This is a genomic window from Nitrosomonas sp. Nm132 (genome assembly GCF_900100485.1).
In the GTDB taxonomy this organism is placed as follows: domain Bacteria; phylum Pseudomonadota; class Gammaproteobacteria; order Burkholderiales; family Nitrosomonadaceae; genus Nitrosomonas.
The window spans coordinates 1-25,117 of record NZ_FNDH01000031.1 but is presented as its reverse complement, the minus strand read 5'-3'; the positions used below and the strand labels follow the sequence as shown (position 1 = coordinate 25,117).

Annotated in this window: 16 protein-coding genes and 1 pseudogene; 14 read left to right on the top strand and 3 right to left on the bottom strand. The window is 46.9% G+C overall.

What is annotated here, in order from left to right; all coding sequences use genetic code 11:
- Positions 1-62 precede the first annotated feature (62 nt).
- Both BLP80_RS10760 and BLP80_RS10755 read right to left on the bottom strand, forming a co-directional pair.
- Positions 63-1,739 carry a YeiH family protein gene (locus BLP80_RS10760; RefSeq protein ID WP_090543118.1) on the bottom strand — a complete coding sequence of 559 codons (1,677 nt, stop codon included), beginning with the start codon at positions 1,737-1,739 and terminating at the stop codon, positions 63-65.
- Positions 1,740-1,966: 227 nt separating this feature from the next.
- Positions 1,967-3,082 (bottom strand): acyltransferase family protein, encoded by a 1,116-nt coding sequence (locus BLP80_RS10755; protein ID WP_090543116.1) that lies wholly within the window; start codon positions 3,080-3,082, stop codon positions 1,967-1,969.
- Positions 3,083-3,325: 243 nt separating this feature from the next.
- Here BLP80_RS10755 and BLP80_RS10750 point away from each other — a divergent pair, with 243 nt between their 5' ends.
- The 13 genes and pseudogenes from BLP80_RS10750 to BLP80_RS10690 all read left to right on the top strand — a co-directional run bounded on the left by BLP80_RS10750 (position 3,326) and on the right by BLP80_RS10690 (position 22,270).
- Complete coding sequence (locus BLP80_RS10750; protein ID WP_090543114.1) at positions 3,326-3,895, top strand: RNA polymerase sigma factor; 570 nt, start codon at positions 3,326-3,328, stop codon at positions 3,893-3,895.
- The gene (locus BLP80_RS10745; RefSeq protein WP_090543112.1) at positions 3,892-4,275 is read left to right on the top strand and encodes a DUF3619 family protein; all 384 of its coding nucleotides are present in this window, start codon (positions 3,892-3,894) and stop codon (positions 4,273-4,275) included. The genes BLP80_RS10750 and BLP80_RS10745 overlap by 4 nt, the downstream gene beginning before the upstream one ends.
- Positions 4,254-4,649, top strand: coding sequence for a DUF3106 domain-containing protein (locus tag BLP80_RS10740; RefSeq protein WP_090543110.1), 396 nt, complete (start codon positions 4,254-4,256; stop codon positions 4,647-4,649). The genes BLP80_RS10745 and BLP80_RS10740 overlap by 22 nt, the downstream gene beginning before the upstream one ends.
- Positions 4,650-4,822: 173 nt before the next feature.
- Positions 4,823-7,126, top strand: a complete 2,304-nt coding sequence (locus BLP80_RS10735) for a cyanophycin metabolism-associated ABC transporter (protein WP_090543108.1) — start codon at positions 4,823-4,825, stop codon at positions 7,124-7,126.
- Complete coding sequence (locus BLP80_RS10730; protein WP_090543107.1) at positions 7,123-7,593, top strand: cyanophycin metabolism-associated DUF1854 family protein; 471 nt, start codon at positions 7,123-7,125, stop codon at positions 7,591-7,593. The genes BLP80_RS10735 and BLP80_RS10730 overlap by 4 nt, the downstream gene beginning before the upstream one ends.
- Positions 7,594-7,687: 94 nt before the next feature.
- Complete coding sequence (gene cphA, locus BLP80_RS10725; RefSeq protein ID WP_090543105.1) at positions 7,688-10,015, top strand: cyanophycin synthetase; 2,328 nt, start codon at positions 7,688-7,690, stop codon at positions 10,013-10,015.
- A complete protein-coding gene (cphA, locus tag BLP80_RS10720) occupies positions 10,012-12,588 on the top strand; it encodes a cyanophycin synthetase (protein WP_090543103.1) in 2,577 nt (858 codons plus the stop codon). Before cphA (BLP80_RS10725) ends, cphA (BLP80_RS10720) begins: the two co-directional genes overlap by 4 nt.
- Positions 12,589-13,311: 723 nt before the next feature.
- Positions 13,312-13,550 (top strand): annotated as a pseudogene (locus tag BLP80_RS15235) (hypothetical protein).
- Between the two features lie 160 nt (positions 13,551-13,710).
- Entirely contained in the window at positions 13,711-15,435 is a 1,725-nt protein-coding gene (gene ybaL / locus BLP80_RS10710) for a cation:proton antiporter domain-containing protein (protein WP_090543101.1), read from the top strand.
- A 543-nt stretch (positions 15,436-15,978) separates the two neighbouring features.
- Positions 15,979-18,351 (top strand): phosphoenolpyruvate synthase, encoded by a 2,373-nt coding sequence (gene ppsA, locus BLP80_RS10705; protein ID WP_090543132.1) that lies wholly within the window; start codon positions 15,979-15,981, stop codon positions 18,349-18,351.
- Positions 18,348-19,178: a posphoenolpyruvate synthetase regulatory kinase/phosphorylase PpsR gene (locus BLP80_RS10700; protein ID WP_090543099.1), complete on the top strand. Its 831-nt coding sequence runs from the start codon at positions 18,348-18,350 to the stop codon at positions 19,176-19,178. The genes ppsA and BLP80_RS10700 overlap by 4 nt, the downstream gene beginning before the upstream one ends.
- A gap of 195 nt (positions 19,179-19,373) precedes the next feature.
- Positions 19,374-21,350 carry a monovalent cation:proton antiporter family protein gene (locus BLP80_RS10695; protein WP_090543097.1) on the top strand — a complete coding sequence of 659 codons (1,977 nt, stop codon included), beginning with the start codon at positions 19,374-19,376 and terminating at the stop codon, positions 21,348-21,350.
- 38 nt (positions 21,351-21,388) lie between these two features.
- The gene (locus BLP80_RS10690; protein ID WP_090543095.1) at positions 21,389-22,270 is read left to right on the top strand and encodes a universal stress protein; all 882 of its coding nucleotides are present in this window, start codon (positions 21,389-21,391) and stop codon (positions 22,268-22,270) included.
- Positions 22,271-22,323: 53 nt separating this feature from the next.
- Here the strand turns inward: BLP80_RS10690 and lgt are convergent, their stop codons facing one another.
- Positions 22,324-23,139 (bottom strand): prolipoprotein diacylglyceryl transferase, encoded by an 816-nt coding sequence (gene lgt / locus BLP80_RS10685; RefSeq protein ID WP_090543093.1) that lies wholly within the window; start codon positions 23,137-23,139, stop codon positions 22,324-22,326.
- Between the two features lie 109 nt (positions 23,140-23,248).
- Here lgt and ilvD point away from each other — a divergent pair, with 109 nt between their 5' ends.
- Entirely contained in the window at positions 23,249-24,922 is a 1,674-nt protein-coding gene (gene ilvD, locus BLP80_RS10680) for a dihydroxy-acid dehydratase (RefSeq protein WP_090543091.1), read from the top strand.
- Positions 24,923-25,117 lie beyond the last annotated feature (195 nt).

Genomic DNA, 25,117 nt, shown 5'->3' with positions numbered 1-25,117 from the left:
AAACCTTAGCGCGCCAGTACTCATTGTTGTCGTTTGCTTTCTCACATCGCAAGCTGAAGGGATCAAATCGTCGCGGTAATCTCCGGAAATACCTTGTAGAACATCAAATAAGCAGCGCCTAGGGTCAACAGCAGATTCAGCAACTGCCCACAGACGTACAGTATCAATGGTTTGCCACCAACAAAATGATGCTTGAGTGTCTTGAAATTGGTAGATAGCCCGATACTGGCAAATGCCAGGCAAAAAAACCATGTCCGCAGATTCTTGGTGAAATCGCCCAGAATACCGTTTTCCAGCACCAGATTGGCGATGTGTTTATCCAACGATGAATAAAGGATTGAAAACAGAATGCTTGCGCCAACGAAGCCGAGAATGAACTTGGGAAAACGATGCCAGATTTCCCCGATGCCGATCTGGGGTGCTTGTGCATCCTTTTCTACCTTGGTTGCAAAGTAAATGGCGACACAAAAGGCGACGAGCCCTATTAGTATGTTCTGAATCATCTTGATCGTGGTCGCTACATACATTGCTTTATCACCCAGCGCTGCGCCAGCGGCTACTACCGCGCCAGAGCTATCGACTGTGCCACCGATCCAGGCGCCACCCAGCACTTCCGGCATCCCGACAAATTTGATGAAAAGAGGCATCGCGACCATCATGATAGCTGTGAAAATCATGCTCAGACCAATCGCCACGGTGAGTTCTTCGCGGGTGGCTTTACTGGCTGCTGCCGTTGCAATGGCGGCAGACACGCCGCATACGCTCATATCGGCGCTGATCGTGATATTCAGCGATTTGGAGGCAATCTTTAGCACATTCTGACCGAACCAGTAGGTTGTTACCAATACGATAGGCGTAACCACCCAGGCGACAAAAATACCTGGCAGGCCGATAGCGAGAATTTTACCGATCATCAACTCTGCCCCCATCAGCACCAACCCGGTTTTAATGAAAAACTCCGTTTGTAATGCACTCTCTGCCCAGCCTGGCGTACCTATGGTGTTGCTGATGATGATGCCTAGCAGGATGGCCCATATGGCGTATTCGATACCAAAATCCTTGAAATCATTTTGTGCTGCTAGAAATACTGAAATCAGCGATATCAGAGAGATCAGCGCAAAACCTTTGGCGAACTGTCTGAAAGCGATACCCTGCACTTTGGCCCCCACTCCAAATAACACTACCAGAAATCCGAATAGGAGGATGATATGCGGCAGGGAAAAAGCACCTGCTTTCAGCTTTGCTTTTTTCTTCTCGGTTTCGTTCAGGAGGTGTTGCCATTTTTCAATGGCTGCTTGGGCGGATAAATTGAGCGTCTCTATTTGAAAATTGACAGTTTGAGCTGCTTGCTCAGCAGCAAGCGCCTGTTGGCGAGCAAGAAGAACTGCATTATTTTCTGCTGCCATATCGGTTTCAGTAGCGGGTTTGTAAAAAGCTTCAACAGGATTGTTCGTCCATTTGTTTGGGAGTGTAGTCAGGTTTTTCAGAAATTTTCCAATAGGCTCATTAGAAAGTTTCAGTTTGGCTAACTCCACTGTGGCTTCGTGCCAAGCGACGGTTTTGATCGGTTTGGTGGCTTCATTTTCAATGATTGCTGAGGTCTCGGTAATTCTTTGTTTCAGATCCTCGGAAAGAAGCGTGAAATAAATCGCTAATGCCAGCAGGAGTAAGAAGCTACCGATGGTGATGGCCCAGAAATCTTCTGTTTTGAAAAAAGGTTGTTGATGGTGCTTGTTCATATTTGGAAGTAATAGAAAAGTGAGGGCTATGACCCAACATGAGAATTAGGGGAAATAGATGGTAAAGAACAAAGAATGCCATTTTTTGTCTTTTATCACAAATCAGTTAAATCTTATTTGTAGCTAATTTTATGTGGATCGAGACGTCATGCCAACCTATTCCTTTATAAGCAACAAGAGACGAGTTAAACATAAAAAGTGAATACTCCAAAGGTATGATTGAATGATCATATTGATTTAGCATTTACCAGTATTACCAGGACACCGCTTGCTAGAAATCCGATTGGTAACCATAAGCGCATTTTATCTGTAATTGGGTAATTTTCGAACCACCTGAAAAACAAAATCCCACCCATGATACTGATACCTAATGCAAGAGTCAGTCCAAATAAATGGATAGTAGGCTGAGATGGTAGGAAGCGAAAGAATACCGCATTGATAATCAGGCATAAGGGAAAGTGTATGAGAAATATGGAATAAGAAGCCCGTCCAAGGTAAGTTAGGAAATTCGGCATGATTCTACTTTCCAGGAATTCATATTGTTTGGCTAAACCCAATATGAGCATTACGACGCCTGCAACTGCTATGCGAGAACGGAAATCCACCAGTAAAGCTGCTATGACCAGAATGCCTAACAAGGTGAACCAAAAGAGATGGTATTGTTTGTGGGAGGCCCAATAAACAAGGATACCAAGGCCATATGAACCAAAAAAATAAAAAGCAGTTTCATCCCAGTAACTGTTCCTGTTGAATACAAACAGAGAAACTACAGTTAAGCCTGCAATCAAAATGAGATGAATTAATTTCAACCTTGGAAACCGATATTCTATTTGGCTAGATAGCCATAACGCAGTGACTACAAGTACGAATAGTTGAAAATCAATTGCTACAAACCAAACACCCGCGGATAGAGCTTCTTGATTGAGCAGGTCATGCAGCAAAAATATATGTGCTAGAAGCTGGAAAAAATTGGGTGTATTGGGAATGAAATCATGAGTCATCCAGGCTCTTGCCAATGCTGCACAGCCGATTGCTAATGTGAGGGCAGCAAGATATGGAATGACCAATCGAATATAGCGCTGTTTGATAACATGCATCGGATCAGTAACAAGTGGTATTCCGTATGGTGCGAGTTTCCTGGCTGACAAAAATCCTGCTATGATAAAAAAGACTTGGACAGCGATTTGTCCATTCTCGCGAAGCCAGTCAATCAAGTCAGGAATCAAGGGATATGCAAAATCCGGCATGAGACCATACAGTGCTAAGTGATGAGACGCGATCAGTAAACACGAGATTGCTTTGAGCGTATCAATAAGCGGCATTCTTGAATGATCAGTTTGCATTGACTTTACAAATGTTGAAGATGAAAGAAGGTTACTTTTTTATTAAAGTAGTTGTGAGTTGCTTTTAACAAAAAGAATGAAATAAGCCTATTTTCCATACATCAGTATTTTCTATATTGTAATAAGCCTTAAAGTGTTATGGCTACCTGCTCCATATCGTATTTCAATACAAGCCTATATTTAGCTTGCCTATTCATTCCCACATAAATGATTCTAGCTCTCCATATTATAAGGTAAACCATTCTGGCTACCCGACAAGAGTTTTCCAATTTTCTAAGTGAAGTTGAGCTGCGTGCATACAAGCAGGCGTTGTTCGCAGTGCGTGATGAACACGTTGCATTAGATATTGTGCAGGACTCAATGATGAAGCTTACCGAGAAATATGCGGATAAATCGCCCGAAGAGCTGCCTCTTCTATTTCAGCGTATTTTGCAGAATACTATTCGTGATTACTATCGGAGGCAAAAATCCCGTTCAATATGGATAGCGCTATTTTCGGCTTTCGCGCCTAATCATGATGAAAATGAAGACTATGATTTACTGGAAAATTTGCCGATATCAAAAGATTCTAATCCAGGTAGCGATCCATACACTCAATTTGAGCAATCACAGTTAATCAATTTAATCGAAAAGGCGTTAGAAACATTACCTGCGCGTCAACGAGAAGCCTTCCTGCTGCGTTATTGGGAAGAAATGGATGTGAGTGAAACCGCCAAGGTCATGGGCTGCTCGGAGGGAAGTGTGAAAACACACTGCTCCCGTGCAGTACATGCACTTGCTACTATACTGAAGAAAGAAGGAGTCAAATTATGAATAAAGAAGATAGAATGGGAAAAGAAGTAGCCAAACTATTAAATCATAGTTTAGGTGAAATTGATCAGAATACGCTGTATCGATTGCAATCAGCGCGCAGAGCTGCCTTGGAAAACTATCAACCAGCGGAGAAGATTTTTTATGTCGGCGCCGGTATTTCCGCACATGGTGGGCAGGGTAGATTTTTTACTCATGCTAATACTAATAAACTGCTGTTATCAGTAATTGTATTATTTATTTTGTTGGGAAGTATTTATTGGAAAGTAAACTACGAAATCGATGAAAATGCTGCAATCGATACGATGATACTTGCTGACGAGTTGCCTATAGATGTTTATCTTAATGATGAGTTTGATGCATGGCTGGATTCCACCTCGTAGTCACTTTTTGGATACTATTATTTCTTGCATATCCCATTGATGCTTTTCCTGAGCAGAGACAGCCTTCGTGGTCGGAACTCAAGCCCTATCAGAAGATAATCCTACAGCCGCTTGAGCAGAACTGGGATACGATTGAACCAGCACAAAAAAAGAAATGGCTGAATATTACTAAACATTATTTAAAGAAGACTCCTCAAGAACAACAGCGTATACAATCTCATATGCGTAGCTGGAATGAGCTGACATCTGAACAGCGTAAGCAAGCCCGAGAAAGATACAAGAAAATAAAAAAACTACCCGCTGACAAACGTCAGGAGGTCAAGCAAAAATGGCGTAAACCTGATGAATTACCAGAAAATAACAACAAGCCATAATCTATATAATCAAGTTAGACCCCTTATGCTGCTACTTTTTTCTAATGATTGAACAGAATCTCTTAACTAGCAAAAAGAGCACATACATATGAATTAGTGGTTTATAAACCCTATCTGTAAATATTTTACGTAAATCGTTTTACCTTTCCTTTTAACTTGATTGGCTCGAGCAAATGCAGCAGAATTTTTATCCAGCGCATAGTGACGCTATGCTTACTCTTCCCCCCCTTTGGGTCTCTCAAGTGGAGGCACATTTAGCAAGTGAAGAAACAATATTAGCTTGGTTAGAGATTGATCTTGATACGCGACTCCGTTTTTCCCGGGGAATCGTGATAGCCACCAATCAGCGGTTATTGGCAAAAATGACAGGAGAAGAGAGTTGGCACGACTGGAGTTATCAACAGGGTTTAAGGTTGACGTGTCGAGATCATGCGGGTGTAGGTAATCTTGAGCTATTTGATGATCATGCGCTGCTTGCTCATTGGTGCTATACCTTGGCCAAGGATACTGGAGCGAATCGTCTCATAACGGAATTTACCCAACAACTCAATTCCCAATTGACCGGGGAAACACAAATACAACCCGTTCAGGTCAAGTGTCCGACTTGCGCAGCGATTTTATCGAGTGATCAGGAAACGTGCCCAATATGTGTGCAGGAAGCTCATATTCCTCCTTCCACTTGGACTTTGTTTCGTCTATGGCGCTTTGCCAAGCCTTATAAATGGCGTTTGCTCACCGGCTTCCTGCTAATGCTGGGCAGTACTGCGGCAACGCTCGTGCCCCCCTACCTGACCATGCCTTTGATGGATAACGTGCTGATTCCCTATCAGAATGGTAAGCCGATCGATGTTGATCTCGTCACCACTTATCTTTCCGGTCTGCTAGCTGCAGCTTTTCTTGCCTGGATATTGGGTTGGTCACGAACTTATATGCTGGCAAAAGTATCCGAACGTATTGGCAGAGATTTACGAACTACTACCTATAAACATCTCGTTAAGCTATCCCAAGAATATTTTGGCGGTAAGCGAACAGGTGATCTGATGGCGCGTATCGGTGCAGAAACAGATTGTATCAATCTTTTTATCTCACTCCATCTGCTTGATTTTGCAACCGATGTGATCATGATGAGCATGACGGCCCTTATTCTGGTTTCGATCAATCCGTCACTGGCGCTGGTTACCCTTATGCCATTACCGATTATTGCCTGGTTGATCCACTTGGTTCGCGATAAATTACGTACTGGTTTTGAAAAAGTCGATCGCGTCTGGGCAGAGGTTAACAATGTGCTTGCCGATACCATTCCCGGAATTCGTGTGGTTAAAGCTTTCGCGCAAGAGGACCGGGAAGTAGCGCGCTTTCGTGCAGCTAATCAACGTAATCTGGAAATTAATGATCGGGTCAACAAGGTTTGGGCATTGTTTACACCGACCGTCACATTATTGACTGAAGTCGGGTTGCTTGTGGTATGGATATTTGGTATTTGGCAGGTATCGCAGGATCAGATTTCGGTCGGCGTGCTGACTGCTTTCCTGGCGTATATTGGTCGTTTTTATCTAAGACTGGACTCAATGAGTCGGATCGTTTCTGTGACACAGAAGGCGGCTGCTGGGACCAAACGTATTTTTGATATCCTTGATCATGTTTCCAGTGTCCCAGAGCCAATCAAATCCATTCATTTACCTACGATTACAGGTCGCATTGAATTGCGTAATGTAGGATTCCGGTACGGAACACGTAGTGTAACGCGGGATATCAACTTGGTAATTGAGCCGGGAGAGATGGTTGGTTTGGTTGGACATAGTGGTTCGGGTAAGAGCACGCTCATCAATTTGATCTGTCGTTTTTACGATGTAACCGAAGGTGCAATTCTAATCGACGGAGTAGATATTCGTTCACTGCCCGTAGCCGAGTATCGCAAACATATCGGTCTGGTACTCCAGGAACCATTTCTTTTCTTTGGCACGATCGCAGAAAATATCGCCTATGGCAAACCCGATGCAACGCGCAAGGAGATCATTGCGGCAGCACGCGCTGCCTACGCTCATGAGTTTATCCTGCGATTACCTCATGGTTATGACTCTCTGGTGGGCGAACGCGGGCAAGCGCTTTCGGGTGGCGAACGGCAGCGTATCTCGATTGCCCGTGCATTGTTGATCGATCCGCGTATCCTGATACTCGACGAAGCGACATCTTCTGTCGATACCAAAACTGAGAAAGAGATTCAAGAAGCGCTCGACAATCTCGTTCATGGCCGAACAACGATCGCTATCGCGCACCGCTTGTCTACTTTGCGTGAAGCTAACAGATTGATTGTACTCGATCGAGGGAAAGTGATTGAGGTGGGTAATCATGCTGAACTCATGGCGCGCCAAGGATATTATTACCATCTTTACCAATCTCAGTCGCGCAATATTGATACTGAGGATCATTTAGCCGAGTTAGATCCTAAATCGGGTTCCAAGGGAGATCGTGCATGAGCCAGCCTGATTATCAACTGAGTCGAAATGCTTTTGGACGCTTAGTTTTTGTAGACAAAGATCATCAGGTGCACGAAGGCATCGTACCCATCCGAGCATTTCCGATGACCGCGCCTGAGCAGGGAATCGCGCTACTCAACGTGCATGGTCATGAGCTAGCCTGGATAGAATGCCTGGATGATTTACCTGAAGCATTTCGTATTCTGATCGAGGCGGAGCTCGCCAGCCGTGAGTTTATGCCAGAGATCAAGCGTATTGATAAAGTTTCAAGTTTTGTCACGCCAAGCACCTGGTGGGTCAAAACTGATCGGGGGGATACCACCTTCGTGCTCAAGGGTGAGGAAGATATTCGCCGTCTGTCACCTGCAGCTCTGCTGATCACCGATAGTCACGGCATTCATTTCCTGATTCACGATCGGCTGATGCTCGATCGTCATAGCTGCAAGCTGCTGGATCGTTTTCTCTGAAGCATTTCAAAAATTGTTTGTCGTGATGTAAACCAATTGGCGCTAGCTGCGTTAATTGAAATGTTACTCATCCAGCTTTCAAAGCTTTCAATTTATGTCAAATAATTCCAACTCTGATAATAATGGTAAAAAAGACCTTAAGTTTCTTGAAATCCGTCACCTGAATGGCCCCAATATTTGGACTTACTACCCGGCACTTGAAGCAATTGTTGATATCGGTGAACTTGAAGATTTTCCATCAGATACTATTCCTGGTTTTTATGAGCGCTTGTCTTCCTGGTTACCCACACTGATTGAGCATCGCTGCAGTTATGAAGAGCGTGGTGGTTTCCTTCGTCGCGTCAAGGAAGGCACCTGGCCTTGCCATATTCTTGAGCATGTGACCCTGGAGCTGCAAAATCTGGCGGGTATGCGCGGTGGTTTCGGCAGAGCGCGTGAAACCTCAGTACGCGGTGTCTATAAAGTGGTCGTAAGCGCTTGGCATGCCGAGATCACCCGGAGCGCCTTATTTTCAGCTCGTGAGCTTGTGCTGGCGGCAATGGGATTTGATCCTGATCAAAAACCTTACGATGTCAAAGGTGCTATTGAGCGTTTGCGTGACATGGTCGATTCATTGTGGCTTGGTCCTTCAACCGCGTGCATTGTAGATGCAGCAGTAGCCCGCAATATCCCAGCTATTCGATTACTTTCCAAAGGAAACCTCGTTCAGTTAGGACATGGTGCTCACAGTCGGTATATTTGGACTGCTGAGACAGATCGAACACCCGCCATTGCTGAGAGTATTTCGCGTGACAAGGATCTGACTAAAACACTGCTCCGTTCCTGCGGTGTGCCTGTTCCGGAAGGACGTAGCGCTGTTAGTCCAGAAGACGCATGGCAAGCTGCTAAGGAGATTGGTTTGCCTGTTGTCGTTAAGCCGTGTGATGGAAATCATGGACGGGGAGTGTTTATCGAGTTAAGTAAGCGTGAAGAAATCGAATCAGCTTATTCCATGGCCTTACAAGAGGGAAATGGTGTGCTGGTTGAACAATATATTCCCGGTACTGAACACCGTTTACTGATAGTGGGTGAGCAACTGGTAGCAGCCACGCGAGGTGATTCGGTATCCATAATTGGAGACGGTGTTTCCACCATAACCGAGTTGATTGATAATCAGATTAACTCTGATCCACGCCGAGGAACTACTGAAGATCATCCACTTAATATGATTCGTCTGGATAGTGCAGCGCAGATGGAAATTGCCAATCAAGGCTATACCAGTCATTCTATTGTGCCAGTTGGTATCAAAGTGCTGATTCAACGTAATGGCAATCATGCATTTGATGTAACGGATGATGTTCATCCAAGTATTGCTAAAACAGCCGCTTTGGCTGCACGTATTGTGGGTCTGGATATTGCCGGTATCGATCTTGTAGTCAGTGATGTCTCACGCCCATTTGCTGAGCAAGACGGCGCAGTCGTCGAAGTCAATGCTGGTCCCAGCTTGCTAATGCATATCAAACCAGCTGTTGGGAAACCTCGACCCGTTGGTCAGGCAATTGTGGATCACCTTTTTCCGGATCAAAACCATAGTCGCATTCCCATCGTAGGAATTACCGGTAGTTATGGCAAAACCACGGTTGCACATCTTGTTGCCCGATTGCTTACGCTTTCAGGTAAGCGTACAGGGTTAGCGTGCAGCAGCGGACTCTATCTCGATCATAAGCAAATTGATAAAAGTGATAGTGCTAAATGGGTGGCCGCCAATCGCACATTGATGAATCGTACGGTTGAAGCAGCGGTTTTCGAGAATGGTTTCGATGCCATTCTCCAGGAGGGACTGGCTTATGATAGTTGTCAGGTGGGTGTCGTGACCAATGTTGACCCCGCTTTGTATTATGATCGCCATGGAATTGAGACACTCAAACAAGTTTTTACAGTACTGCGTACTCAGGTTGATATCGTAACGCCGACTGCAGCTGCAGTCGGCGATGTTTTAAAAGATGTAATTCTGCCGACAGGTGCGGCGGTTCTCAATGCGCAAGAATCCATGCTGATCGAGATGTCGGAATTGTGTCACGGTGAAGTTATTTACTTTAGTTGTGATCCCGACCTGATGGCTATCAACGAGCATCGCCAACGAGGGACAGGTCCCACCCAAGGCAAGCGAGCTGTTATTGTTCGTAACGGAAGAATCGTACTGGCTAATGGATCTGATGAGATGCCGTTGATTAAATTGGCTGATATGCAACCTGCGGTTGGTAATCGTGCAGTAAGAGAAGTCGAGCATGTATTAGCTGCAATAGGGGCTGCCTGGGCGCTCGGTATTGCACCTGATCTTATTCGGCTAGGCATTGAAACATCTGGTCTCGGTCAAGAGAAAAGTAAGCCTGAATATCAGAATTCTCAAAAAGAACAAGAAACTCAAGGAAATTTAATATGAAAGTATTACAAATCCGTGCATTGCGTGGCCCTAATTTATGGAGTAAGCATACCTCTATTGAAGCAACGGTCGTTTTTAGCGAGAGCAAACGTGCCATTGACAGAATACCAGGTTTTAGAACGCGCCTGTATGAACGCTTTCCAGAAATTGCACTACTTCAGCCCGCTGGGCACTATGAAATAGCTACTGTGGCACATGTATTAGAATTCGCCACACTCGGCTTGCAAGTGCAGGCGGGTTGTCCGGTCATTTTTAGTCATACGACGCAAACATCGGAAGCAGATACTTTCCGGATCATCGTCGAATACAGTGAAGAGGCGGTGGGGCGGCTTGCTTTTGAGCTTTCTCTAAATTTATGCCACGCCGTAATTGAAGATATCTCCTTTGATCTAACCAATGCAATACATCGTTTGCGAGAGCTTTATGAGGATATCCGCCTCGGACCGAGCACCGGTGCTATTGTGCAGGCTGCGGTTGCGCGTGGAATTCCATACCGTCGCCTAACTGACGGAAGTCTGGTGCAATTTGGCTGGGGCAGCCGGCAACGGCGCATCCAGGCTTCTGAAAGTGATTTAACCAGTGCAGTCGCTGAATCCATTGTGCAAGATAAGGAACTGACCAAAGTATTACTACATGCAGCAGGAATTCCTGTTCCAATAGGGCGGTCAGTTGTAGATGCTGAGGATGCGTGGGTTGCTGCCTGTGAGATTGGAATGCCTGTGGTGGTAAAACCACGGGATGGTAATCAAGGCAAAGGAGTAACAGCCAATCTCATTGATTGCGAGCAGATAAAAGCGGCTTATCTGGCAGCTGCTGAGATTAGTAATAATGTACTGGTTGAGCGCTATGTAACCGGACATGACTATCGTCTGTTAGTCGTAGGTAACAAACTGGTGGCAGCAGCAAGGCGCGATCCACCCCAGGTGGTGGGTGATGGTGTCCATAGTATTTCTCAATTGGTGGAGCAAATCAATTGTGATCCGCGGCGCAGTGAAGGCCATGCAAACTTACTGACCAAAATTCACCTGGATGAGATCTCACTGGCTCATCTTGCTACTCAGGGACTGACAGCAAAATCTATTCCGGCTAAAGGTATACGTGTTGTTTTGCGCAATAATGCCAATCTGTCCACAGGTGGTACAGCAACGGATGTAACGGATGATGTTCATCCGGAAATTGCAGCGAACATGATTGCTGCAGCACAAATGACAGGTCTTGATATCTGTGGCATTGATGTGATCTGCGATAGCGTTATGCGTCCGCTGGAGGAGCAAGGCGGTGCGGTCATCGAAGTCAATGCAGCGCCTGGTTTGCGCATGCACTTGCAACCTTCATATGGTAGGGGGCGTGCGGTAGGAGAAGCAATTATCGATAACATATTTGCGCAAGGTGAGGATGCGCGTATTCCGGTGGTTGCAGTAACTGGTACCAACGGTAAAACAACGACGGTGCGCCTGATTGCCAATATTTTTGAGAATAACCAGATGCGTGTTGGTATGACATGTACTGATGGTGTTTTTGTCAATGGTCAATGTATCGATACCGGTGATTGCAGTGGCCCGAGAAGTGCTAAAAATGTTCTTTTTCACCCCGATGTCGATGTCGCCGTGCTAGAAACAGCACGAGGCGGCATGTTGCGTGAAGGACTGGGTTTTGATCACTGCCAAGTTGCCGTGGTAACCAATATTGGTCGGGGAGATCATCTCGGTCTGGCAAATATTAACACGACAGAGGAATTGGCTGTCGTTAAACGAGTAATTGTTGAGAATGTTACACCGAAGAGTGGTGTTGCAGTCCTCAATGCGGATGATCCTCTAGTTGTCAGAATGGCTGATCACTGCCCGGGTTCAGTTATATTCTTCTCCCGAGATAGTTACAATCCAGTAGTGCTGACACAACGTGCACAACGCAAGCGAGTTATTTATCTTGATAGCCATTCCATTGTCGCATCAGGCGCAGGAATTGAACAGCGGATTCCGTTGAACGAAATTCCGTTAACGAAAAATGGAATTATTAGCTTCCAGGCTGAAAATGCGATGGCTGCTGTTGGCGTGGGGTGGGCGCTGGGGCTGGATTGGACAGTTATTCGTGCTGGTTTAGCAAGTTTCATTAGTGATGCGCAGACTGCGCCCGGGCGATTTAACCTGTTTAATTATCGTGATGCTACGCTGATTGCTGACTATGGACACAATCCAGATGCGATGGAAGCACTGGTGTGCGCGATTGATAACATACCAGCAAAAAGACGGACAGTCGTGATCAGTGCTGCGGGTGATCGCCGTGATGAAGATATTCGTCTGCAAACCCAGATTCTGGGTGATGTGTTTGACGAGGTTGTTCTGTATCAGGACAAATGCCAACGCGGCCGTGCCGATGGTGAAGTTTTGGGGTTATTGCGCGCGGGTCTGGAAAATGCCAAGCGTGTGCGCAAGGTGAGTGAAATACACGGTGAGTTTAAAGCGATAGATACGGCACTAACCAATCTGCAAGCTGGGGAGCTTTGCCTGATCTTAGTTGATCAGGTGGAGAAAGCGCTGGGACATATCCATTATCGGATTGCTACTGCATGCTGAAGTAGCGCCATCTGCAAGTGGGTATACCAAACCGAAAAGAAGAGGTGCAGACAGATTGCACACAAATTTGTAAGCAATCTGTATTGCACCCTTTCTTTTGATTATCTATAAAACAGATTGATCAATAAGTTTCAACAAAAATCTTTACCGGTAGTGAGTTAGAAAACACATCGAGCACTGGCGAAAACCTCGTTAACTCTCTTAACGTGCCTGGTATTGCTTGTGGCTTGATGCACATTTTTACCCATATTTCTTGATATCCTTTGCGTATGTCTTTGATCAGCGTGGCTGCGGGATATGAAGATGCTCCATTCTTCTGGGGTCTGTTCAAATGCGGCACAGGCCTTACTCCAAGTCAATACTGCCGGATGCTTCAGCTGTTGGTGAAAGCATGATATGTCAATGGCTTCACACGCTCTCTTCTTCGTCAGTTTTCAAATCAATAAACAAAATAGTAAATGCAGATTTGCAAATGTCAAAGTGCAGTTCATAGGTTTTGTGAGAGTTATCGGTTGAAATTTTGTAGAAGCTTAGCCGATAAAAAACTGTAAAAAATGTACCTGATCCCTATGACGTTAGGCTGGGAGAGCAAAATTTCAGGTTATCAACACCTAATATGGCATGATTAAATTCGCAGTGTGATCTCAATGTGTTACAAAATGAATTGCAATCATTGCTGCAGATTTAGCAATTTCTGATCGTTTTACCGCTCAGATCCGAGGAATGAATCAGATTACCAGAAATGCCAACGATAGAGCTTCCATGGTGCAAGCAGCAGAGGGAGCTTATCCGTAGCTATGTCATTATTACAGTACCTTTGCGAATTGGCGATTCAGCCAGTCAATGCGGCTAACAACGCAAGTGATCGCATCGCATTACAGCAAGAAGCTGTTCAGCTGATTTCTGAAGTGGATAGAATTGGTGAGACTTCTTTATTTAACAGTAAAAAGATATTTTTATAAGGTGAATTTAGTGCTGCTAGTGATCCAGATCAGCTAGCATTAATCTACGAATCGTAGTTTGACAGACTTGAATAGCGGAAAGCCCAATATCATAGGCTATCCATATAAACGAAGGAGGCGCTTGAGCACTTTTGTACAATGCATAACAAATGGGAGCTGAATGGAACACAATATTTCTTTAATTACTACTATTGCCGTTGCCTTAGGTATTGCATTGATGCTTGGCTTCGTTGCTGAGCGAATCAAGATACCTGCACTGGTTGGCTATCTAATCACAGGCATCATCATTGGTCCGGGAACACCTGGTTTTGTTGCCGATGTAAGTATCGCCTCCCAGTTATCGGAAATCGGCGTTATGCTGCTGATGTTTGGTGTTGGACTCCATTTTTCCCTCAATGATCTGCTTGCGGTAAAACGTATTGCGATACCCGGTGCAGTAGTGCAGATGGGGTTAGCGACAGTATTAGGTATGGGCATGACCTGGTGGTGGGGTTGGAGCCTGGGGAGCGGGTTGATTTTCGGGCTATCGTTATCTTGTGCCAGCACTGTCGTGTTGCTCAAGGCACTTGAAGCTCGTGGCATTCTCGAAACAATGAACGGACACATCGCAGTAGGTTGGTTGGTGGTCGAGGACCTTGCCACAGTGTTGGTTTTGGTGCTGCTACCCCCGCTTGCGGGTATATTGGGCGGCACACCTGCGGGCGTCGAAAATACTACTTCCGTGTGGATCACTCTTGGACAAACTTTGTTACAGGTTTCAGCTTTCATCGCCCTGATGTTGATCGCTGGCCACCGTGTACTGCCTTGGCTATTATGGCAGATCGCACGCACAGGCTCCCGGGAACTGTTTACCCTGGCAGTAATTACTGCCGCGATTAGCATTGCCTATGGCGCAGCGGAATTATTCAGTGTGTCATTCGCACTGGGCGCTTTCTTTGCTGGCACGGTAATGCGCGAATCTGAATTTAGTCACCGTGCCGCTGAAGAGTCTTTGCCGTTGCGTGATGCATTTTCAGTGCTTTTTTTTGTGGCAGTGGGTATGTTGTTCGAGCCGACGGTACTGATCGATCAGCCAACTCACGTACTGGGCGTGGTTGCCATTATTATCATTGGTAAATCAATCGCGGCACTGGTACTGGTGCTTACTTTTCGCTATCCACTTAATACTGCGCTGACGGTTGCTACCAGTCTTGCCCAAATCGGTGAGTTTTCCTTTATCCTAGCCGGATTGGGCCTGTCGCTCGGACTATTGACCACTGAGGGAATGAATCTGGTGCTTGCTGGTGCGCTGATTTCCATCGCACTGAATCCTTTCCTGTTTACGGCTATCGAGCCATTTAGAAAGTGGCTTCTCGATCGTTCTGAGCTGGCGCGCAGTCTAGAGCGTCGGGAAGATCCTTACGCAGAACTGCCGATGAGTACTGAACGCAAGTATCTCCAAGGCCAAGTGGTGCTGGTAGGCTGCGGGCGAGTTGGGCGCCGCATTGCCGATGCTTTGGACAAGCAGGGCATTCCCTACGTGATTGCAGAGCAGAACCGCGAGCTGGTTGAGGATTTGCGTAACAAAGGAGTCGTCGCCGTATCAGGGGACGCTACCGATCCGGCCGTATTGATTCAAGCTCACATTGCAGATGCGGCAATGCTTGTTATCGCGACTCCGGATCTGCTGAATGTTCGCCAAATAGTCGACACCGCGCGTACACTCAATCCAGGCATCGAAATCGTGCTGCGGACTCATAGTGAGGATGAATCGCAATTATTGCGTAAAGAGAATATTGGCATGGTCTTCTTTGGTGAGGAAGAGCTTGCCAAAGGCATCACGAGCCATGTTCTACAACGCTTCGCCCCCCCGTCGATAGCACCAGCACATGGCAAGCATGCATAAGCGTACCGCTGAACCGGGTTGAGATAAAATTTTAGATTGCAACGCGCAATTCCCGCAGAATCAGTGCGTTGCGAGTAATCGATCAGATGATGCTTGGCTTGTTATTTTTCAGCAAGCTGGGCATATATGATTACAGCGACGCTGAGGTCAGTGGTTAGCAGCAAGCCGGTAGTGGGTCGGCTATCCAAAGCGATACATTTATCCCGAATATTTCATAAATTCGCGTGATGATCACGCAAGATTTTGATTAATAGGGAAGTTTTGAGAAAGAGGGGTGTAGTGATTCATACACCCGACTGAGCAAAATCTTTCTTATTAATCAAAAGGCAAGTGAGGACACGTGCCAATTTATGAAATATTCGGGTTATATGATTAGTTTCCATATTTGCGGCGCTCGAGTATGACTTAAGGAAGTGAACAAAGAGATCAAGATTTCTATTTCGGAGTACGGATATGAGTCATGAGATGCTAGAATTCACGAGTGTAACGATCAAAGATCAAAGCCAGCTTTCTTTTCGTTTCAGAAACCAGGAGTTTTTCACGATGACTGATTATATCGTATGGTTTGACCAGTTGAGTAAGGATGATGTAGGCATCGTCGGCGGTAAGAATGCTTCGCTAGGTGAAATGATCAACCATCTCAGTCGGGCAGGTGTCAATGTGCCGGGCGGTTTTGCTACCACCACGCACGCCTATCGCGATTTTCTAGCGAGCAATGGATTGACTGAGCGTATCAATCATTTGCTGGATCAATTGGATGTCAGTGATATCAATGCACTGACCACTGTAGGCAAAACAATTCGTGGTTGGCTACTAGAGGCATCGTTGCCCGATGCCTTGCTGCAAACAGTTACTCAGGCTTATGAAAAACTGGTAACCAATAGTGGTGATAGGGCTTCTTTTGCAGTACGCTCATCTGCAACAGCTGAAGATTTGGCAGATGCCTCATTTGCCGGCCAGCAGGAAACCTTGCTGAATGTTTGCGGTCTGGAGCAGCTTGTTGCAGCGATCAAGGTGGTATTTGCATCGTTATATAACGATCGCGCCATTGCCTACCGAGTTCACCATCACTTCCAGCATGACAAGGTATTCCTGTCAGCAGGGATTCAGAAGATGGTACGCAGCGACCTGGGAGCGAGTGGTGTAGCATTCACGCTGGATACCGAGTCGGGTTTTCGGGATGTGATTTTCATCACAGCAGCGTATGGCCTGGGTGAAACCATCGTGCAGGGCACAGTCAATCCGGATGAATTCTACGTTTATAAACGGGGGTTAGAGACAGGTCGTCCAGCCATTCTTTCGCGGCGTTTGGGCGCCAAAGCCATCGAAATGATTTACCGCGACGGTGATGAGCAGAGCTCATCCACAGTGATGCGCGAAGTGGAAGTAGAACGCCGTCAGTGTTTCTGTTTATCTGATGCGCAAGTTGAAGCGCTGGCGCAGCAGGCCCTGATTATCGAAAAGCATTACGGTCGTCCGATGGATATCGAATGGGCATTAGATGGGTTAGATGGACAGCTTTATATTGTACAGGCTCGCCCTGAAACCGTTGAAAGCCGAGTGGGGCCCACTGTAGAGCGCTTTAAATTGAGTCAGAAAGGGAAGGTATTGACCGAAGGGCGCGCCATCGGGCAAAAAATCGGGCAGGGGGTAGCGCGTTTGATCATGCACACGGATCAGATGGATACTATCCAATCAGGAGAGGTGCTGGTTACCGATATGACAGATCCCGACTGGGAGCCGATCATGAAACGGGCTGCTGCGATCGTCACGAATCGTGGCGGACGTACTTGTCATGCAGCGATTGTGGCGCGCGAACTGGGGATTCCGGCAGTAGTGGGTTGTGGTGATGCCACGATACAAATCAAGGATGGAACGGAAGTTACGATTTCCTGTGCTGAAGGAGATACCGGCCACGTTTATGAAGGATTGCTGCGGTTTGAGCATACGACTGCCGATACTGGTGAGCTGCCTGATTTACCCGTTAAGATCATGATGAATATTGGCAATCCATCCCATGCTTTTGCATTTTCACGTTTGCCGAATCAAGGAGTTGGCCTGGCGCGACTGGAATTTATCATTAATAACATGATAGGCATCCACCCGAAAGCATTGCTGGAATTTGCTCATTTGCCAGAAGATTTGAAAAATGAGATTGGCAGACGAATAACCGGTTATGCTGACCCTGTCAGCTTTTATGTGGATAAACTGGCGGAAGGCATTGCAACGCTGGCAGCAGCCTTTTATCCACACCCTGTCATCGTCCGCACTTCCGACTTTAAATCCAATGAGTATGCCAAGCTGATTGGGGGTGATCGTTATGAACCACAGGAAGAAAATCCTATGATTGGATTTCGTGGCGCATCACGTTATCTAGCAACTTCATTTCGCGATTGTTTTGAGCTGGAGTGCCAGGCATTGCATAAAGTACGCGATGAGATGGGTTTGACCAATGTTGAGATCATGATTCCATTCTGCCGCACCCTGGAGGAAGCCCGGCAAGTCACGGAACTGCTGGCGTCACTGGGTTTTGTGCGGGGCAGGAATGGGCTGCGTTTGATCATGATGTGCGAGATTCCATCCAATGCGATACTGGCAGAGGAGTTTTTGCAATATTTTGATGGTTTCTCCATTGGCTCGAATGATATGACTCAGTTATCGCTGGGGATTGATCGTGATTCCAGTTTAGTATCCCATTTGTTCGATGAACGCAATCCGGCTGTTAAAAAGATCCTTAAAATGGCGATACACGCCTGTCGCAAGCGGGGTAAATATATCGGTATCTGTGGTCAGGGTCCGTCCGATTATCCGGATTTTGCGGTTTGGTTGTTTGAACAGGGGATTAATAGCTTATCGCTGAATCCGGATACCGTCGTGGATACTTGGCTGCATCTGGCTAATTTAGATAAATCGTGACCAGGCAGAAACGTACCGTTTTTTATTTATCGGACCGTACCGGCATTACTGCAGAAACCCTTGGGCACAGCTTGTTGGCCCAGTTTGATGGGATTGAATGGGAAAAGATCAATGTGCCCTTTCTGGGCGATTCTGTAAAAGCCCAGGTAGTAGCAGAGCAGATCAATCGAGCTGCCGAGCGGGATGGCCATCGTCCACTGGTTTTTAGTACCTTGCTTAAACCGGATATTCTTGGAGTGATTCGACAGGCAAATTGCCGGGTCTATGATTTTTTTGAAACCTTCGTCAGCTCAATCGAAGAAGAACTTCACCAACCGTTTGCACGAATAGCAGGACGCTCTCATGGTCTGCAGCATCGTCTGTCGTATTTTAAGCGGATGGCGGCGATCAATTACGTGCTGGCGCATGATGATGGGGTTAACCCGGGAAATTTTACGGAAGCCGACATTATTCTGATGGGTGTGTCTCGTACCGGTAAAACACCTACCTGTCTATATCTGGCATTGCAGTATGGGATTGCCGCCGCAAACTATCCGCTCACGCAGGAAGATATGTCTGTGATACGGCTACCCAAAGCACTAGAACCTGTTAGAAATGAGTTATTTGGACTGACGCTCGGTGCAACGCAGCTGCATTTTATTCGCCAGGAACGTCGTCCAGATAGCCAGTATGCATCGCTTGCCCAGTGCCAGCGCGAAATTCAATGGCAGGAATCCCTATTTCAGCTATTCAGGATTCCCTATCTGGATACCACGTATATCTCTATCGAAGAAATCAGCGCCATCATTCTTGATCGCAGTGGTTTGAAGCGGCAGTTGTACGGTTGATAAGAAAGAAGATCGCATAGCTGCCGCCAGGTTGTGTTGCGGCTAGATGTTACAATGTTTCAGCGGGTTCATTTCATGTATCTGACTGATAACAGTAATCTGAACCAGGAAGTCTTTTGGTGAGAGAGGCAGTCGGCAACCTAAGAAGCAGCATTCACAACCCAGTATATTTTTGAGATTCCTGAAAGGTTTCTGATGATTGAGCAGTTTTTTCACCCAATCCTTATGCTGCTTGGAGCGGCGATCATTGTGGTGGTTACCTTTCATCGGCTTCACGTCCCGCCGAGTTTGGGTTATATACTGGTAGGTGTTCTGCTTAGTTCATATACGCCTGGATCGGTCATTGAAGCACAACCTATTCACATGCTGGCGGAGTTCGGGATCGTTTTTCTGTTGTTTACCATTGGATTGAATTTCTCGCTGCCGCAAATTTACGCCTCACACGGTCTGGTATTAGGTCTAGGGACAGCTCAGGTGCTGCTGACCACCATAGCTGTAGGTGTCGTAGTGTGGCTGATGGGTTTGCCGGTTGCGGCAGCTTTTGTGGTAGGGGCAGTGTTTGCGCAGTCTTCTACCACGATCATCAGTAAGACACTTAGTGAACAGGGAGAGGAACACAGTCGGCACGGCAGGCTCGGTACGGGGATGAATATTTTCCAGGATGTCACGGCGGTACCTTTCCTGATCGTAATTCCTGCGTTTGGTGTGGCTGCTGAGGGGATTGGCGCATTGGCGAGTTCGCTCGGCTTAGCGCTTGCCAAAGCTGCGCTGGCATTCGCGCTGGTGTTTATCGTGGGCAGAAAACTGCTACGACCTTTGTTTCATTTGGTTGCGGTGCAACGATCGGCAGAGGTATTCACCCTGACCGTATTGTTTGTTTCCCTGGTCGCAGCCTGGATTACTCAGAATCTTGGGATGTCTACCGCATTTGGAGCTTTTCTTGCCGGTATGGTGTTAGGTGAAACAGAATTTCGCCATCAAGTGGAATCAACCATTCGACCCATTCGCGATGTATTGCTCGGTTTGTTTTTTGTCGGGATTGGCATGCTATTCGATTTATCCGTATTTCCACAGATATGGCATTGGGCACTGGCTGGCGCTGTGGTTCTCATGGTTTCCAAGGCCTTTATCGTTGCCCAGATTGTACAGTTAGTAAGAATTGATACATTAACTGCGTGGCGCACCGGGTGGTTGTTGGCAGTGGGGGGAGAATTTGGTTTTGCTTTACTCACGATTGCGCTTGGCATGCAGGCAATCGACCAGGAAACCGGTCAGATCACACTCGCCTCGGTGCTGCTTTCCATGATCGGGGGGCCGTTCCTCATTCGCTATAATCATGCACTTGCTCGTCTTTTCGTACGACAACCAGCTTCTCAGCGTGAAGGCACGACATTGCAACTCAATACTGAAACTACCAGTAAATTAAGAGATCATGTCATCATTTGCGGCTATGGGCGTATCGGTCAAAGTGTGGCTCATTTTCTGGAGGAGGAGCGGATACCTTACATAGCGCTGGATCTTGATCCTGTGAAAGTAAAGGAGGCGCATACTGCCGGTGAACAGGTTTTTTATGGTGACGCTGCAGAACGCGATATTCTCGAGGCAGTCGGTGTAAGCACTGCACGGCTTCTTGTGATTAGTCACGAGGATATCATGTCTGCTCATAAGGTTTTGCATCATGTGCGAGATTTGCGCCCGGATCTTCCTGTGATGGTGCGTACTCGTGATGAAAGTCATGTGGATGAGCTGCGGAAAAGTGGCGCGACAGAAGTAGTGCCGGAAACGCTGGAAGCTGCACTGATGATTGCTGCGCATACGCTGCTGCTGCTGGATGTGCCGATCTCGCGAGTAATGCGCCGCATGCAGCAACAACGGGATAAGCGTTATCATTTGCTGCGTGAGTTTTACCGAGGCAACAATGTATTTACCGATACGCTCCAGGAGAACGATGCTGATCGGCTCAGGCCGATCATTCTGCCGCCAGATAGTGGCGCTGCAGGGCGTACTCTGCGAGAATTCAATCTTGAAGGGGTTGCAGTAACCGCGTTGGTACGGCAAGGGAAGCGGCAGCTTACCCCCTCACTTGATACTCCATTGCAAGTGGGTGATGTGATCGTACTGTTTGGTTCACCCGATGATCTGGAGCGTGCAGAAAAAGCTTTGTCTGTCTGATCTTAAGATTGACTGAGACAATCATAGGAGATTACTGCATGATACGTATACAGTCTATATTGGCTGCAACTGATTTTTCCGCTGATGCACAATACGCCGCTGAACGTGCCGCAATAATTTCTGCCGCGACAGGAGCATCGCAGGGTGTGATACTCCATGTGCTCAAATCATCATGGCTGGATAACTTGAAACACTTTGCCAATCTGCCCGTGGAAGTAGAGCAATCCATGGTGACGAATGCCTCCCGGTCACTCAATCAACTGATTGCAAAAATCCAAGAGCAAACGGGCTTTGCGTTTGAACCAAGGGTTTTCGTGGGTAATGTTCTGGACATGATCCTGAAAGCATCAGAGGATTTTGATTTACTAGCATTGGGTGCGCGCGGGGAAAATCCACTGCGTGATTTTGCCCTGGGGACCACGACCGAACAGCTTATCCGGCAAAGCCGTAAACCTATGCTCGTGGTCAGACGCGAAGCTAAAACTGCTTATCGGTGCGTGCTTGTTGCTGTCGATTTTTCTCCGCATTCGTTGACAGCATTTGCATACGGCAATGTGATTGCCCCGCAAAGCGAAATTTATCTAACACACATCTTTGAAGCACCCTTCGAGGGTAAGATGCGGTATGCAGGCGTTACGGATGAAATCATTCAGAAATACCGTATCCATGCACGCCATGAAGCTGAGGCGGAGATGAAGGGGTTTATCGAAACATCAGGAATAGACAGTCGTAATGTGTGCCGTATGATAGAACATGGCCGTCATGTTCCTGCCAAATTACGAGATAAAGTGCTCGAAATCGGCGCAGATCTTGTCGTTGTCGGCAAGCATGGCAAATCCCTGACTGAACAGTTGCTGTTAGGAAGCGTGACGCTTCATCTGCTGACAGAATGTCCTTGTGATGTGCTGGTTGTGCAATAGCAGCTGTCATGAGCATGTTTGGAAAACAGAGTGGCGCAGTTTTCCAGATTGCTTTAACGACGATTTTTGGTTTTTAATGTTGGTTTGCTTGATGATCGCTGTGCCCAAATCAGCAATCCTATACCTGCAGCAATCATGGGGAGTGACAGCCATTGCCCCATACTGACGCCCAAAGTTAATATCCCCATAAAACCATCATCGGGTTCGCGGAAAAATTCTGCAAACGAGCGGAATGTGCCATACCCGATCAGAAACATGCCGGAGACAGCTCCTAGTGGGCGTGATTTACTTGAATAGATCCAGAGCAGGATAAATAAAGCGATCCCTTCCAGCGCAAATTCGTAAAGTTGAGAAGGATGACGCGAAAGATTGTCGACGTGTGGAAAAATCATGCCCCAGGCTACATCAGTGGGCCGTCCCCATAATTCGCCATTGATAAAATTGCCGATGCGGCCTGCTCCCAACCCTAATGGTACCAGCGGCGCAATGAAATCAGTCACAGTAAACCATTGAAGTCTATGCTTATGAGCCAGCAGCGCCATCGCCACGATGACACCAATGAAGCCCCCATGGAATGACATGCCGCCTTGCCAAATCGCGAATATTTCCAGCGGGTGTTGTAAGTAATAACCTGGCTGGTAAAACAATACATGTCCTAGTCTTCCTCCCAGGATAACGCCAAGGACCCCATAGAAGAGTGCGTCATCGAGGATAGTATTGGTGAATACTGCCTGCTTATTTTGCTTAATGCGATAACGACCAAGCAAAATAAAAAGAGAAAAACCAAGCAGATACATCAATCCATACCAGTGAATGGAAAGCGGGCCAATGGAGAGTGCAACCGGATCGAATTGAGGATGGATAAGCATAGGTTACGAGCTAATTTACGGTAAAATGCACATTATACGGTAAGTAAGCATATCGCTGCAGTGCGCAGCTTGTTAATCAGATTGCATTTTTAGCTTTTCAGGAGAAATCATGCCAGACAATAAACGTAGTCAAGCCATTACTCAAGGAGCAAAGCGCTCCCCCAATCGAGCCATGTTGCGGGCAGTGGGTTTTGGTGATGGAGACTTTGATAAACCCATTGTCGGAGTAGCCAATGGATTTTCTACTATTACACCCTGTAATATGGGTCTTAATGAACTCTCCCTCAGTGCCGAGCGTGCATTGAGAAAAGCCGGCGCGATGCCGCAGATGTTTGGCACGATAACGGTTTCCGATGGTATATCCATGGGAACTGAAGGAATGAAATATTCACTCGTGTCCCGTGAAGTTATCGCTGATTCCATTGAAACGGCTGTGCAGGCAGAAAGCATGGATGGCGTGATTGCAATTGGTGGCTGTGACAAGAACATGCCGGGTGCGATGATTGCGCTGGCGAGGATGAATGTACCCGCCATATTTGTCTATGGCGGCACCATTAAGGCTGGGCACTATAAAGGGCAAGATCTGACAATTGTGAGTGCGTTCGAAGCCGTGGGTCAGTACACTGCTCATAAAATCGATGATAAGGAATTGCTGGAAGTAGAACGGCATGCCTGTCCTGGTGCAGGCTCCTGTGGCGGAATGTATACGGCCAATACCATGTCGTCAGCGATCGAGGTAATGGGAATGAGCTTGCCTTACTCATCGACCATGGCAGCAGAAGATGAAGAAAAACGGCTTAGTGCAGCCCGTTCCGCAGAAGTTTTAGTCAATGCAATTCATAAGCAGATTCGTCCACGCGATTTGATTACACGGAAATCGCTTGAAAATGCCATTTCTGTGGTGATGGCAGTGGGTGGATCGACTAATGCGGTGCTTCATCTGCTAGCGATTGCGCACGCTGCCGAGGTGGATCTGAGTATTGATGACTTTGAGGAAATACGTGCACGGGTGCCTGTTTTGTGCGATCTGAAACCCTCTGGGCGTTATGTGGCAACTGATTTGCACCATGCAGGCGGGATTCCTCAAGTCATGAAGATGTTACTGGTGCGCGGTTTGCTACATGGTGATTGCATGACGATCAGTGGTGAAACTATTGCGGAAGTATTACGGGATGTGCCTGAGAAGCCACGTGAGAATCAGAATGTCATCAGACAATGGGACAATCCTTTGTATGCACAGGGTCATCTTGCCATTCTCAAAGGAAATTTGTCGCCAGAAGGTTCAGTTGCCAAAATAACGGGAGTGAAAAATCCGAAAATTACAGGTCCTGCACGTGTCTTCGATTCTGAGGAAGCATGCATGAATGCCATCCTTGCCAGGGAAATTCAAGCAGGAGATGTCGTGGTAATACGTTATGAAGGTCCCAAGGGCGGACCAGGTATGCGAGAAATGCTGTCGCCTACTTCAGCGCTGATTGGTGAAGGCCTCGGAGATTCGGTTGGGTTGATCACGGATGGACGATTCTCCGGCGGTACTTATGGCATGGTAGTTGGTCATGTTGCACCAGAAGCTTTTGTGGGGGGGACGATTGCACTGGTGAAGGAGGGCGATTCCATCACCATTAATGCGGCACAACGTTTGTTACAGCTTAATATTTCTGAGGAGGAACTGGCGCAACGCCGTGCGGCGTGGCAAGCACCTGAACCGCGTTATCAGCGCGGTGTGCTGGCGAAGTATGCGAAGCTGGTATCCACCGCCAGCCGTGGAGCGATTACCGACTAGCAGACCGTTGAGAAACGGACTTGCTCCGGTAAAATTTTGCAAAACCCTTACTATACTGAATCATGCGCTGCGGCGTCCGGAGGGACTGGTGGATAGGATACTTAGAAGCTGTCTGGCAAAACGATTTCCATTAGAATCAAGGATTTTTTGATAGTAAGCTAAGAGATGTCATACAAAACGGATATAAATGATGAG

Excerpts from the sequence above, each read along its gene's own strand:
- BLP80_RS10760 (WP_090543118.1), bottom strand. The coding sequence starts at position 1,739 with ATGAACAAGCACCATCAACAACCTTTTTTCAAAACAGAAGATTTCTGG.
- BLP80_RS10755 (WP_090543116.1), bottom strand. The coding sequence starts at position 3,082 with ATGCAAACTGATCATTCAAGAATGCCGCTTATTGATACGCTCAAAGCA.
- BLP80_RS10745 (WP_090543112.1), top strand. The coding sequence starts at position 3,892 with ATGAATAAAGAAGATAGAATGGGAAAAGAAGTAGCCAAACTATTAAAT.
- BLP80_RS10740 (WP_090543110.1), top strand. The coding sequence starts at position 4,254 with ATGGCTGGATTCCACCTCGTAGTCACTTTTTGGATACTATTATTTCTT.
- BLP80_RS10735 (WP_090543108.1), top strand. The coding sequence starts at position 4,823 with ATGCAGCAGAATTTTTATCCAGCGCATAGTGACGCTATGCTTACTCTT.
- BLP80_RS10730 (WP_090543107.1), top strand. The coding sequence starts at position 7,123 with ATGAGCCAGCCTGATTATCAACTGAGTCGAAATGCTTTTGGACGCTTA.
- cphA (WP_090543105.1), top strand. The coding sequence starts at position 7,688 with ATGTCAAATAATTCCAACTCTGATAATAATGGTAAAAAAGACCTTAAG.
- cphA (WP_090543103.1), top strand. The coding sequence starts at position 10,012 with ATGAAAGTATTACAAATCCGTGCATTGCGTGGCCCTAATTTATGGAGT.
- ybaL (WP_090543101.1), top strand. The coding sequence starts at position 13,711 with ATGGAACACAATATTTCTTTAATTACTACTATTGCCGTTGCCTTAGGT.
- ppsA (WP_090543132.1), top strand. The coding sequence starts at position 15,979 with ATGACTGATTATATCGTATGGTTTGACCAGTTGAGTAAGGATGATGTA.
- BLP80_RS10695 (WP_090543097.1), top strand. The coding sequence starts at position 19,374 with ATGATTGAGCAGTTTTTTCACCCAATCCTTATGCTGCTTGGAGCGGCG.
- BLP80_RS10690 (WP_090543095.1), top strand. The coding sequence starts at position 21,389 with ATGATACGTATACAGTCTATATTGGCTGCAACTGATTTTTCCGCTGAT.
- lgt (WP_090543093.1), bottom strand. The coding sequence starts at position 23,139 with ATGCTTATCCATCCTCAATTCGATCCGGTTGCACTCTCCATTGGCCCG.
- ilvD (WP_090543091.1), top strand. The coding sequence starts at position 23,249 with ATGCCAGACAATAAACGTAGTCAAGCCATTACTCAAGGAGCAAAGCGC.